This window comes from Methylobacterium sp. FW306-05-D (assembly GCF_058782155.1).
In genome coordinates this window covers 1-12,710 of sequence record NZ_JBYSXL010000099.1, presented here as the reverse complement: position 1 = coordinate 12,710, position 12,710 = coordinate 1, and the positions used below count along the sequence as shown (strand labels likewise).

12 protein-coding genes and 1 pseudogene are annotated in these 12,710 nt (G+C 69.7%); 10 read left to right on the top strand and 3 right to left on the bottom strand.

The window, feature by feature from the left end; all coding sequences use genetic code 11:
* From AC3WLN_RS21750 to AC3WLN_RS21720, 7 genes are all read left to right on the top strand, one after another.
* On the top strand, positions 1-981 hold a 981-nt coding region (locus tag AC3WLN_RS21750; RefSeq protein ID WP_492484763.1), incomplete at its 5' end, for a cysteine desulfurase family protein.
* Between the two features lie 67 nt (positions 982-1,048).
* Positions 1,049-2,518: a Fe-S cluster assembly protein SufB gene (sufB, locus tag AC3WLN_RS21745; RefSeq protein ID WP_056423928.1), complete on the top strand. Its 1,470-nt coding sequence runs from the start codon at positions 1,049-1,051 to the stop codon at positions 2,516-2,518.
* A gap of 9 nt (positions 2,519-2,527) precedes the next feature.
* Positions 2,528-2,785: a DUF1640 domain-containing protein gene (locus AC3WLN_RS21740; protein ID WP_492484760.1), complete on the top strand. Its 258-nt coding sequence runs from the start codon at positions 2,528-2,530 to the stop codon at positions 2,783-2,785.
* A gap of 56 nt (positions 2,786-2,841) precedes the next feature.
* Positions 2,842-3,594 carry a Fe-S cluster assembly ATPase SufC gene (gene sufC / locus AC3WLN_RS21735; protein ID WP_492484758.1) on the top strand — a complete coding sequence of 251 codons (753 nt, stop codon included), beginning with the start codon at positions 2,842-2,844 and terminating at the stop codon, positions 3,592-3,594.
* A gap of 2 nt (positions 3,595-3,596) precedes the next feature.
* Positions 3,597-4,919 (top strand): Fe-S cluster assembly protein SufD, encoded by a 1,323-nt coding sequence (gene sufD, locus AC3WLN_RS21730; protein WP_492484757.1) that lies wholly within the window; start codon positions 3,597-3,599, stop codon positions 4,917-4,919.
* 72 nt (positions 4,920-4,991) lie between these two features.
* Positions 4,992-6,236 (top strand): cysteine desulfurase, encoded by a 1,245-nt coding sequence (locus tag AC3WLN_RS21725; RefSeq protein WP_492484755.1) that lies wholly within the window; start codon positions 4,992-4,994, stop codon positions 6,234-6,236.
* Positions 6,237-6,294: 58 nt separating this feature from the next.
* Positions 6,295-6,675, top strand: a complete 381-nt coding sequence (locus AC3WLN_RS21720; protein WP_463777291.1) for an SUF system Fe-S cluster assembly protein — start codon at positions 6,295-6,297, stop codon at positions 6,673-6,675.
* 7 nt (positions 6,676-6,682) lie between these two features.
* On the opposite strand, the gene AC3WLN_RS21715 is transcribed toward AC3WLN_RS21720, so the two are convergent.
* On the bottom strand, positions 6,683-7,279 hold the full coding sequence (locus tag AC3WLN_RS21715; protein WP_492484753.1) for a Uma2 family endonuclease: 597 nt from the start codon (positions 7,277-7,279) through the stop codon (positions 6,683-6,685).
* 155 nt (positions 7,280-7,434) lie between these two features.
* Here AC3WLN_RS21715 and AC3WLN_RS21710 point away from each other — a divergent pair, with 155 nt between their 5' ends.
* Positions 7,435-7,812, top strand: coding sequence for a HesB/IscA family protein (locus AC3WLN_RS21710; RefSeq protein ID WP_492484751.1), 378 nt, complete (start codon positions 7,435-7,437; stop codon positions 7,810-7,812).
* Between the two features lie 29 nt (positions 7,813-7,841).
* On the opposite strand, the gene AC3WLN_RS21705 is transcribed toward AC3WLN_RS21710, so the two are convergent.
* Both AC3WLN_RS21705 and AC3WLN_RS21700 read right to left on the bottom strand, forming a co-directional pair.
* Entirely contained in the window at positions 7,842-8,894 is a 1,053-nt protein-coding gene (locus AC3WLN_RS21705) for a GGDEF domain-containing protein (protein WP_492484749.1), read from the bottom strand.
* Between the two features lie 140 nt (positions 8,895-9,034).
* Complete coding sequence (locus AC3WLN_RS21700) at positions 9,035-10,684, bottom strand: DEAD/DEAH box helicase (protein WP_492484746.1); 1,650 nt, start codon at positions 10,682-10,684, stop codon at positions 9,035-9,037.
* 282 nt (positions 10,685-10,966) lie between these two features.
* Between AC3WLN_RS21700 and AC3WLN_RS21695 the strand changes: the two genes are divergently transcribed.
* Entirely contained in the window at positions 10,967-11,692 is a 726-nt protein-coding gene (locus tag AC3WLN_RS21695; RefSeq protein ID WP_492484744.1) for an aspartate/glutamate racemase family protein, read from the top strand.
* Positions 11,693-12,435: 743 nt separating this feature from the next.
* Positions 12,436-12,710 (top strand): annotated as a pseudogene (locus AC3WLN_RS21690) (porin family protein); the annotation flags it as partial.

The window sequence follows — 12,710 nt, the reverse complement described above, 5'->3', positions numbered from 1 at the left end:
GCGGGGACGGGCCGGGTGATCTTCACCAGCGGCGGCACCGAGGCCGCCAACGCGGTCCTGTCCGGGGCCCTGGCGCGGGCGGGACATCCCGCGCCGACGCGCCTGCTCATCGGTGCCAGCGAGCATCCCTGCGTCTCGGCCGGGCACCGCTTCCCGGCGGAGGCGGTCGATCGGGTGCCGGTCAACACGGCCGGCGTGATCGATCTCGGCGCCCTGGAAGCCCTGCTCGCCCGCCATGCCGGGGCGAGCGTGCTGATCTCGGTCCATGCCGCCAACAACGAGACCGGCGTGATCCAGCCGCTCGCGGCGATCGTCGCCCTGGCCCGTGCGCATGGCCGCGCGCTGGTGCATTCGGATGCGGTCCAGGCGGTCGGCAAGATCCCCCTGGACATGGCGTCCCTCGGCCTCGACGCCCTCAGCCTCTCGGGCCACAAGTTCGGCGCGCCCAAGGGGGTCGGCGCGCTGGTGCTCGCCGAGGGCGTCACGCTGGCGCAAAGCTTCCTGCGCGGCGGCGGCCAGGAGGCGCGCCTGCGCGGCGGCACGGAGAACCTGCCCGGCATCGTCGGGCTGGGGGTGGCCGCGGACCTCGCCGATCCCGCGCGGGCGGAGCACCTCGCGGATCTGCGCGACGGCATCGAGGACGGCCTGCGCGCCTGCGCACCCGACCTCGTGGTGTTCGGTGCCGGCGCGCCGCGCCTGCCCAACACCCTGAACTTCGCCGTTCCGGGGCTCGACGCCCCGACGGCGCTGATAACGCTGGACCTCTCGGGCGTGGCGATCTCCTCCGGCTCGGCCTGCGCCTCCGGCAGGATCGCCCGCTCGCCGGTCCTCGCGGCCATGGGCGTCACCCCTGCGCTGGCCGCAGGGGCCCTGCGCGTGAGCCTCGGGTGGAACAGCACCGAAAGCGACGCAGCGCGGTGTCGCGCCGCCTGCGAACGCCTGGTGGAGACCCTATATCGACGGCAGGGGCACGCGGCGTGAGTGCCGCCTTCCCAAGCCATCCGACCCACACCCGGCCCTTGACGCCGGGCATGTCAGGAGACGTGTAATGCCTGCAGTGCAGGAAACCATCGACCGGGTCCGCTCGATCGACCTCGACCAGTACAAGTACGGGTTCGAGACCACGATCGAGATGGAGAAGTCCGCCAAGGGCATCTCCGAGGACGTGATCCGCTTCATCTCGGCCAAGAAGGACGAGCCGGAGTGGATGCTGGCCTGGCGCCTGGACGCCTACAAGCGCTGGCAGACCATGCAGGAGCCCGACTGGGCGCGGGTCTCCTACGACAAGGTCGACTACAAGGACATCTACTATTACGCGGCCCCGAAGCGCCCGGCGGCGATGTCGCTGGACGAGATCGACCCCGAGATCCTCAAGACCTACGAGAAGCTGGGCATTCCGCTGCGCGAGGTCGAGGTGCTGGAGGGCATCGCCCCCGAGCGCCGGGTCGCGGTCGACGCGGTGTTCGACTCCGTCTCGGTGGCCACCACCTTCAAGGCCGAGCTGTCGAAGGCCGGCGTGATCTTCATGCCGATCTCGGAGGCCATCCGCGAGTACCCCGACCTGGTGCGCAAGTACCTCGGCTCGGTCGTGCCGGTGACCGACAACTTCTTCGCGACCCTGAACTCGGCGGTCTTCTCCGACGGCTCGTTCGTCTACATCCCGCCGGGCGTGCGCTGCCCGATGGAGCTGTCGACCTATTTCCGCATCAACGAGCGCGACACCGGCCAGTTCGAGCGCACGCTGATCATCGCCGACAAGGGCTCCTACGTCTCGTATCTCGAGGGCTGCACCGCCCCGAAGCGCGACGACAACCAGCTCCACGCCGCCGTGGTCGAACTCGTCGCCCTCGATGACGCCGAGATCAAGTACTCCACCGTCCAGAACTGGTACCCGGGCGACAACGAGGGCAAGGGCGGCATCTACAACTTCGTGACCAAGCGCGGCGATTGCCGCGGCGCCAACTCGAAGATCTCGTGGACGCAGGTCGAGACCGGCTCGGCGATCACCTGGAAATACCCGTCCTGCATCCTGCGCGGCGACAATTCCCGCGGCGAGTTCTACTCGATCGCGGTGTCGAACGGCATGCAGCAGGTCGATTCCGGCACCAAGATGATCCATCTCGGCAAGAACACCACCAGCCGGATCATCTCGAAGGGCATCTCGGCCGGGCGCTCGCAGAACACCTATCGGGGCCTCGTCTCGGCACACCGCAAGGCCACGGGCGCGCGCAACTTCACCAACTGCGACTCGCTCCTGATCGGCGACCAGTGCGGCGCGCACACCGTGCCGTACATCGAGTCGAAGAACAGCTCCGCGCAGTTCGAGCACGAGGCCACCACCTCGAAGATCTCGGAAGACCAGATGTTCTACTGCCAGCAGCGCGGCCTCTCCAACGAGGAGGCGACCGCGCTCATCGTCAACGGCTTCGTCCGCGACGTGCTGCAGCAGCTGCCGATGGAGTTCGCCGTCGAGGCCCAGAAGCTGATCTCGATCAGCCTTGAAGGCTCGGTGGGCTGAGAAAACGCCATGGCCTTTGCGTTCGACACTCTCAAGTTCACCCAACGCCTCGAACAGGTGGGCGTCGGACGCGAACAGGCCATTGCCCATGCCGAGCTGGCCCGGGACATGATCCTCGCCGATTCCGCGACGAAGGCCGATCTCGGCGAACTCAAGAAGGAGATCGACGCGTCCTTACGCGAACTCGAACTCCGCATGACCGTGAGGCTCGGGGCCATCATCGGCGCTGCCGTCGCTGTGATCGCCGCGCGTCCGAAATTTCTCTGACACCTTGGACCGTTCCAGAGGTCTGGGTCAGACATTAGAGCTAGGACTAACCTTTCATGATCGAAATCAAGAACCTCGTGGTCGCCATCGAGGACAAGCAGATCCTCAACGGCCTCAACCTCACCGTGAACGACGGCGAGGTCGCCGCCATCATGGGCCCGAACGGCTCGGGCAAGTCGACCCTGTCCTACGTCATCGCCGGCAAGGAAGATTACGAAGTCCTCGACGGCGAGATCCTGCTCGACGGCGAGAACATCCTCGACATGTCGCCCGACGAGCGTGCCGCCTCGGGCGTGTTCCTGGCCTTCCAGTACCCGCTGGAGATCCCGGGCGTCGGGACCATGACCTTCCTCAAGGCGACCCTGAACGCCCAGCGCCGCGCGCGGGGCGAAGGCGAGCTCTCGACCCCCGACTTCATCCGCCGGGTGAACGGGGCGGCCGAGAAGCTCGAGATCAACAAGGACATGCTCAAGCGCGCCCTCAATGTCGGGTTCTCCGGCGGCGAGAAGAAGCGCATGGAGATCCTGCAGATGGCGCTCCTGGAGCCGAAGTTCTGCGTCCTCGACGAGACCGATTCCGGCCTCGACATCGATGCCCTGCGCATCGTCTCCGAGGGCGTGAACGCGCTGCGCGCGCAAGGCCGCTCCTTCCTGGTCATCACCCACTACCAGCGCCTGCTCGACTACATCGTGCCGGACGTGGTCCACGTCATGTCGCAGGGCCAGATCGTGAAATCGGGCGACAAGGACCTGGCCAAGGCCCTCGAGGCCTCCGGCTACGCCGAGTACCGCACGGGCGAGGCCGCCTGACCATGGCCGACATCACTCCCCTCCGCACCGCGGCCGAGACCGGGCTCTCCAAGCTCTTCGAAGCCACCAAGATGAAGTACCCCACGGGCGTCTCGATCGCCCGCGAGGAAGCGTTCCGCTACTTCGAGGCGGTCGGCCTGCCGACCCGCCGGGTCGAGGCCTTCAAGTATACCGACCTGCGCTCGGCGTTTCGCGATGCCGCCCATCCCGCCGAGATGCCCTCCGCCGAGACCGCCAAGGCGGCGTCGGACGGGGCCAAGGGCTTTGCCGGGATCGAGGCCGTGCGCCTCACCTTCGTCAACGGCCACCTGATCGAGGCCGAATCCGATCTCGGGCGCATCCCGGCCGGCGTCACGGTCACGCCGCTGACACGGGCGCTCACCGAGGGCCACGCGCTCCTCGACCGGCTGACGCCGGTGCGCCAGGCCTCCGAGAACCCGATCTACCAGCTCAACACCGCCTTCCTGGCGGATGGCGCGCTGATCGCCGTCGAGCCCGGCGCCAAGGTCGAGACGCCGCTGCACCTGCGCTTCGTCGCCTCCGGCGCCCAGGCCTTCTCCACCGCCACCCGCGCCCTCGTGGTGCTGGGGGAGGGGGCCGAGGTCATGGTGCTGGAGAGCCACGAGGGGCCGGACGGCGTCGCCTACCAGCCCAACGACGCCCTCGACGTGACGGTGGCCGACACCGCCACCTTCCGGCATGCCCGCCTCAACGCGGAGGGCCGCGAGGCCGTGGCCCTCTCGACGCTCTCGGTGAAGCTCGGCGCCGCCTCGGCGGTCGAGACCGTCAACGTGGTCGTCGGGGCCACGCTCTCCCGCCACCAGGTCTACCTGAACTTCGCCGGGGCCGACGGCCGCGCGGTGGTGAACGGGGCGGCCATGCTCAACGGCCGCCAGCTCGCCGACACCACCTTCCTGGCCGACCACGCCGCCACCGGCGGGGTGAGCCGTGAGCTGTTCAAGACCGTGGTGGACGGCGAGGCAACGGGCGTGTTCCAGGGCAAGATCATCGTCCAGCAGGCGGCCCAGCAGACCGACGGCAAGATGATGTCGGCCTGCCTCATCCTGTCCGACGAAGGCCAGATGATGAACAAGCCCGAGCTGGAGATCTTCGCCGACGACGTCGCCTGCGGCCACGGCGCCACCTGCGGGGCGCTGGACGAGGACCTGCTGTTCTACCTGATGCAGCGCGGGCTGCCGAAGGCCCAGGCCGAGAGCCTGCTGGTCCAGGCCTTCCTCGGCGCGGCCATCGAGTCGGTCGGCCACGACGGCGCTCGCGAGGCGCTGGTCGGCACCATCGAGGCGTGGCTCGCGGCGCGCGGCTGATCGCACCCCGCCGACGGCCCTCCCCCGCGACGGGGGAGGGCCGCGCGCGTCCGACACCACACAGGTCCACCCATGAACGCACCCGTCCCGAACACCCCCTACGACGTCGCGGCGATCCGGGCTCAGTTCCCGATTCTCGCCGAGAAGGTCTATGGCCGGCCGCTGGTCTATCTCGACAACGCGGCCTCGTCCCAGAAGCCGCGCGCGGTCATCGACGCGATGGTGGCCTGCATGGAGACGGGCTACGCCAACGTCCATCGCGGCCTGCACTTCATGGCGAACGCCGCCACCGAGGGGTTCGAGGGCGCCCGCGAGACCACGCGGCAATTCCTCAACGCCGACTCCACCGACGAGATCATCTTCACCCGCAACGCGACCGAGGCTTACAACCTCGTGGCCTCGTCCATGGGTTGGGCCGGCCTGATCGGGGAGGGGGACGAGATCATCCTCTCGATCATGGAGCACCATTCCAACATCGTGCCCTGGCATTTCCTGCGCGAGCGACGCGGGGCCGTGATCAAGTGGGCGCCGGTCGACGACCAGGGCAACTTCCTCGTCGAGGAATACGAAAAGCTGTTCACGCCCCGCACCAAGATGGTGGCGATCACCCACATGTCGAACGTGCTCGGCACGGTGACGCCCGCCCGGGAGATCGTCCGCATCGCCCACGCCCATGGGGTGCCGGTTCTCCTCGACGGGGCTCAGAGCGCCGTCCACCAGCCCATCGACGTGAAGGCGCTCGATTGCGACTTCTTCGTCTTCACGGGCCACAAGGTCTACGGCCCCACCGGCATCGGCGTCCTCTACGGCAAGAAGGAATGGCTGGAGCGCCTGCCCCCCTACCAGGGCGGCGGCGAGATGATCCGCACCGTCAGCCAGGACACTGTCACCTACAACGACCCGCCGCACCGCTTCGAGGCGGGCACGCCTGCGATCGTCGAGGCGGTGGGTCTCGGCGCCGCGCTCGAGTTCATGATGACGCTCGGCCGCGAGAAGATCGCCGCCCACGAGGCCTCCCTGCTCGCCTACGCCCAGGAGCGCCTCGGCGCCATGAACTCCCTGCGGATGATCGGCACCGCCCAGGGCAAGGGCGGCGTCATCGCCTTCGAGATGAAGGGGGCGCATGCCCACGACATCGCCACCGTGATCGACCGCTACGGCGTCGCGATCCGGGCGGGCACGCACTGCGCCATGCCCCTCCTCACCCGCTTCGGCGCGACCTCCACCTGTCGCGCCTCCTTCGGCCTGTATAATACCACGCAGGAAGTGGACGCCCTCGCCGAGGCCCTGGCCAAGGCCGAGATGATGTTCGCCTGACGATTTTTCAGTCGGCGGCGCCGCGCGGCGCAGGCGACCCGAGACGAGAGACAGAGCCATGACCGATTCGGCCATCACCGGCGGGGCCAACACCCCCACCATCGCGAGCGACTCGGCGATCCCGCCCGAGGAGCTCGACCGCCTGACCGACGACATCGTCGTCGCCCTCAAGAGCGTCTACGATCCCGAGATCCCGGCCGACATCTACGAGCTCGGGCTGATCTACAAGGTCGACATCGCCGACGACCGCAAGGTCGCCATCGACATGACCCTGACCGCCCCGGGCTGCCCCGTGGCCGGCGAGATGCCGGGCTGGGTCGAGACGGCGGTCGCCGCCGTGCCGGGCGTGCAGTCCTGCGCCGTCACCATGGTGTTCGACCCGCCGTGGGACCAGAGCCGGATGTCCGACGAGGCCCGCGTCGCCCTGGACATGTGGTAGCGCAGGCTCAGGCCTCGGCCGCGAGATCCCGGCGCGGCGGGAAGCTCAGCCCGTCATAGATGTCCGCCATCGCGACCGTCGCGCCGATGGCGGGCAGGGCGATGACGGCATCGAGCCCCTCGAAGGTCTCGATGTCCCATCCGTCTCCCAGGCGCCGGTAGAGCAGGGCCTGCGGCTTCAGCGTCTCGACCAAGAGGATGTAGGCCAGGGTCGGGTGGCGCTTGTACGCCTCGACCTTGCGGGTCTGGTCGATCGTGGTGGTGGAGGGCGATGCCACCTCGACCACGAGCTTCGGCTCGCGCGCCTCGGAGGTGTCCTGGATCAGGGGCGCGCACCCGACCATCACGTCGGGCCGGCGCAAGCCCCGGATGCTGGTCCGGAGCGCGATGTCGGCGGTGGTCGGACGGCAGGATGTCCCGCGCAGTTGCGTCCCGAGGCTGGTGATGAGGTTCACCGTCGCCCGGTCATGCTGCATGCTGGCCCCGGTCATCATCCGGTGCCGCGGCACCGGGTGGCCGTCGACGAGTTCGTAGAGCTCGTCCTGATCGCGCTGCCAGACGAAGAAATCCTCGGGCGTCATGGTGAGGCGTGCCGCGTCTGCCATGACGATCCTTCCTTGCCTTCCCTCGCGCTACCTTACCACAGGGCGTCGCTTCCCGCGCGGCCGGCCATGGACCGCAGGCTCCGCAATCCTTATCTTAACTGGGTTCTATCACCCTCACCCGCCCGGGCCTTGAACCCGGCCGTCGGAGAGACATCATGGCATCGAAGTTCAAGGTCCTGTCGCTGACCGACGCGGCCGCCGACCGGATCAAGGCGATCATCGCCGATGCGGACCGCCCCATCGCCGGCCTGCGCGTCGGCGTGAAGAACGGCGGCTGCGCCGGCATGTCCTACACCATGGAATATGCCGAGGCGCAGAAGCCCGGCGAGGACAAGGTCGAGGATCGCGGCGTCACCGTCTTCGTCGATCCGAAGGCGCTGCTGTTCCTGCTCGGAACGCAGATGGATTTTCAGACCAACAAGCTCTCGTCCCAGTTCGTGTTCAACAACCCGAACCAGACCTCGGCCTGCGGCTGCGGCGAGTCCGTGGCGATCACCCCGGTGAACCCCGAGGCAGTCCACGCCGGCGCCTGAGGCGCGGGGTCGGGACCACGGAGCCCAGGTCAGGCGACGCTCGACAGGTCCCTGTCGGCGTCGTCGACCGTGCGGTTGCGCCCGTCGCGCTTGGCCCTGAACATGCACTGGTCGGCGCGCTCGAGCAGCGAGACCGCCGTGTCGCCCGGGCGGTGCACCGCCAGGCCGAGGGAGATCGTGATCTTTCCGAGCGACTCGCCGGTGGAGCGCTTCACCAGTTCGCGCGCCATCACGCTGGTCCGCACCGTCTCGGCGATGGCGAAGGCCGCCGCCCGGTCCGTGCCGGGGAGCAGCATGGCGAATTCCTCGCCCCCGAAGCGGGCGAGGACGGCGCGGGCCTTGACGTGCTCGCGCATGACCATGGCCACGAGGCGCAGCACCTGGTCGCCGGTGATGTGACCGTAGACGTCGTTGAAGCGCTTGAACGAATCGACGTCGATGACGATCAGGCAGGCCGGGGCGGAGGCGGAGGCGCCCTGAACCAGCTGGAACAGGCTGTCCTCGAACTGCTTGCGGTTCGACAATCCGGTGAGCGGGTCGGTGAGGCTCTCCAGGCGCGTCGCCTCCAGGGTCTCCCGCAGGGTCTCGATCTCGCGCCGGCTCTCGCGCATGCGCGCCTCGAGGGTGCGGTTGTTGGCGGTGACCTCGCGGGTGGTCGCCACCAGGGCGGCGACGATCTTGTGCACGCACGCCGCGGTGGGAAGGGTGCCGTCGAGGTCCTTCGCCAGGTCGCGCAGCGAGGCGTCGTACTGGGCGGTGGAGCCCAGGGAGAGGTCCAGCACCTCCATCACCCCGGCGATCTCCGAGAGCACGCTGCTGCTCGCCCGCTCGGTGACGGACGAGAGGCGCGCGGGATCGAGGTAGGTTCCGTAGAGGCCGTCGACATCCGCCTCGGTCAACCGCCCCGCGGCCGCCGTGAGGCGCTTCACGGCGTCGTTCAGGTGCGGCTGGGTGCCCGAGACGTAGGCGTACCAGACGGCATAGGCGCGCGGCTCGGCCGACGGGCCATAATCGCGAATCAGCGCGTTGGCACGCTCGGCGAGCGCAAAGCTCCGGTCGCTGTCGCCATGACTGCCAGCCATCGTTCGTCCAACCGTCCCGTCCACCCGGCGCGATCCCGGAGCGTCCCCATGACGACCATCATGCGGTCACGTTCGTGGAGATGCGGTTAAGGTCGGCGCGGACGAACAACCTAGCGTACCGTTTGACCGGCAGTACTGGTCTACTTGGACGATTTGACCACGGCCGGACGCAACAGGAAGGCCGGTACGTGCGAGCCGAGGCCGACCGGCGTCTCGCCCTCGTCCTCCTCGCCGCGGCGACGGGGCGGACGACGCTCCTCGCGGGACCGCTCCGAATTTCGCTCGGGCCGGGGCGAACGCGGCTGGGCCTGCGCCGCGGGGGCGGGGGCGAGATCCTGTGCGGCCTCCGCCTCCGGGGCCGGACGCTCGGACGGGCCGCGGCGCGAGGTGCGTCCGCCGCGGGCGTCCCGCCGCCCCTCCCGCTTCGGCGCGCGCTCCTCCGCCGCCATCTCGGGCCGGTCGCCGGCCTCCGGCCTCGCGGCGTCGGACCGGGCGCCCTCGGCCCTCGGCTCCGCCCGTCCGGCCGATGCGGCGCGTCCCTCGGACCTCCGGCCCTCGGGCTTGCGCCCCTCTCCCCCCCGGACCTGCCGGCCGGACTTGCCGCGGTAGCGGGTGCGCGTCGCCTCGCCGCCCTCGGCGGAGGGGGCGGATTCGGGCACCGAGGCGAGGTCGCCCTCGGCCCAGGGAATCGGCTGGCCAATCAGCGCCTCGATGGCGTGGAGCGAGCGCTCGTCGGCCCGGCTCACCAGCGTGAAGGCATGGCCGGCGCGGCCGGCGCGGCCGGTCCGGCCGATGCGGTGCACGTAGTCTTCCGGGTGGTGCGGCACGTCGAAGTTGAAGACGTGGCTCACGGCCGGGATGTCGAGCCCGCGCGCCGCCACGTCGCTGGCCACCAGGAGCGGCACCTCGCCCGAGCGGAACCCGTCGAGGGCGATGGTGCGGGCGCGCTGGTCCATGTCGCCGTGGAGCGCCGCCACGTTGAAGCCGTGGCTCGCCAGGGATTTCTGCAGCAGCGCCACGTCGCGCTTGCGGTTGCAGAAGATGATGCCGTTGTTGAGTTCGGCCTCGCCGCGGATGAGGCGCCGCAGCAGGTCGCGCTTCTCGTGCCCCTCCGAGCTCGTCGCCACGAGCTTCTGCACGATGGTCGCGGCGGTGGAGGCGGGCCGGGCCACCTCGATCCGCTGCGGCGTGTGGAGGAACATGTCGGCCAGCCGCTCGATCTCCGGCGGCATGGTGGCGGAGAAGAACAGCGTCTGGCGCGTGAAGGGCACCATCTTCACGATGCGCTCGATGTCGGGGATGAACCCCATGTCGAGCATCCGGTCCGCCTCGTCGATGACGAGGAGCTCGACGCCGGTGAGCAGCAGCTTGCCGCGCTCGAAATGGTCGAGGAGGCGGCCCGGCGTCGCGATCAGCACGTCGGTGCCGCGCATCAGCTTGGCGTCCTGCTCGGCGAAGGAGACGCCGCCGATGATCAGGGCGACGTTGAGCTTGTGGTTGATGCCGTAGCGGTCGAAATTCTCCACCACCTGGGCGGCGAGTTCGCGGGTCGGCTCCAGGATCAGCGTGCGCGGCATGCGGGCCCGGGCCCGGCCGTTCTCCAGGAGCGTCAGCATCGGCAGCGTGAAGGCCGCCGTCTTGCCGGTGCCGGTCTGGGCGATGCCGAGAACGTCGCGGCGCGCGAGCACGTGGGGGATGGCCTGGGCCTGGATCGGCGTGGGCTCGGAATAACCGGCCGCCGTGACGGCCTGGAGGACCTTGTCGCTCAATCCGAGGTCGGCAAAAGACATATTCTATGAGAACCGTTGCGCGCGGGAATGGACCAACCGGCGCGGAGGACATCGACACGGCGACGGCTGGCATCAGGGGCGGCTTCGACACACGACCCGCCGCGCACACGCGTTGCGGGGGACACTTAGGGCCTTGCACGGCCTTGTCAATCGAGAGGAACCCGCACAGGACGGCTTATCCGCAAGCCGGTGCGCCTCACGAGCGATGCGCCCGACGACCGGACCACGCTGGCCGGCCCCTTGCCTCGGCCGCGCGATCCCGACCCGGACCGAGGACCGCCCGTGCGCATCCTGCTCATCAATCCCAACACCACCGCCTCCGTCACCGACCTCGTGGCCGGCCATGTCCGGGCGATCGCCGGGGAGGGGGTCGTCCTGGTGCCCGCCACCGGCCGGTTCGGAGCGCGCTACATCTCCAGCCGCGCCGCGGCGGCGATCGCCGGGCACGCGGCCCTCGACGCCTTCGCCGAACACGGGGCCGGCTGCGACGCGGTCTATCTCGCCTGCTTCGGCGATCCCGGCCTCGCCGCCCTGCGGGAGGTCTCCCCCGTGCCGGTGGTCGGGATGGCGGAGGCCGCCTGCCGGGCCGCCGGCGCGGACGGCCGGCGCTTCGCCATCGTCACGGGCGGCGTCCTGTGGGGGCCGATGCTCACGGAATTCGTCGCCGGCCTCGGCCTCGGCGAGCGCCTGACCGGCGTGCGCACCGTGGCGCCCACCGGCGCCGAGATCGCCGCCGATCCGGAGGCGGCCCTCGGCCTCCTGGCGGCGGCCTGCACCGCCTGCGTCCGGGAGGACGGCGCCGAGGCGGTGATCCTCGGCGGCGCGGCCCTCGCCGGGCTCGCGGCCCGCATCCAGCCCGCCGTCCCGGCACCGGTGCTCTGCTCAGTGGAGGCCGGGACCCGCGCGGTGCTGGCCGCCGCCGGGGGAGGGCGCGCGGCGGGTACGGCCCCCTCGCTCGCCAGCATCGGCCTGTCGCCGGCGCTCGCCACCCTGCTGGCCGGCGCCTGACGCCCGCGCCCTGCGATGCCGAGCGAGGGCGCGGGCTCGCCCCGGGGCGCGCCCGGTCCCTCGTGACGGGCCTCCCGGTGCCGGCGCCGACGGCCGGGAGCGACGCCCCGTCGCCCCGGGCGATGGGGCAGGGGCCGCCGATCCTCGTGGAGCCCCCGGGTGCCGAGCCCGCCGGCGTCGCTGGCCGAGGCCGCTCCCTCGCCCCAGCGGAGCTCGTCCGGGCCATCCATGAGACGGTCTCAACCTCCCGGTCACCGTGATCGCCTATCCCGGACGCTCGCCTTCGCCGATCCGAAGCAGCCCTGCGGCCCAACCGCCGCCGGCCGCGCCCGCCTCAGCAGTCGCGCCGCATTCCGCACGGGCCGCCTGACCCGCGCGGCGCGACGCCCCCTCGCCGACCGCGTCGCGTTGCCGACATCCGGCAAGCAGCGATCCGCAGGATGCAAGAAAAATCCGGTGCAGCGCCGACAGGAGCATCATTCTGCCGAAAGATCGGATCTCAAGAAAGTGTTGCGAAGGGCCTTGATTTCAACAATCAGCTCCCAATGCACCGCTCATCTGTTTCCGATGAATGTGCGTGATGGCACCGATGCGCAAAGGTCATGATGACCCGCCGCTAACCTTTACCCTTCTTTGACATCTGAGCGCCTATTAGGTGGCCTTGTTGCAGGAAAGCGACAGACCTCGCGTCGGCCAGGGACTACAAGCGCGCCGGCTCTCGCCAACCAGGACCAGGTAAACCAATGAAAAGACTGCTTCTCGCCTCCACCGTGCTCGCCGGCCTGACTGCCGTCGCTTCGGCCGCCGACCTTCCGCGCCGCGCGGCTCCCCCGGTGTTCGTGCCGGTGCCGGTGTTCACCTGGACCGGGTTCTACGCCGGTTTCAACGCCGGTTACGGCTTCGACGCCTCCAACCGCGACACCAACGTCTACAACAACGTGTTCCCGAACCTCGTTCGCGGTGGCCCGAACCTGATCGCCGGCGCCGGTGGCCCGTCGCAGGTCGCCTACTCGAACAA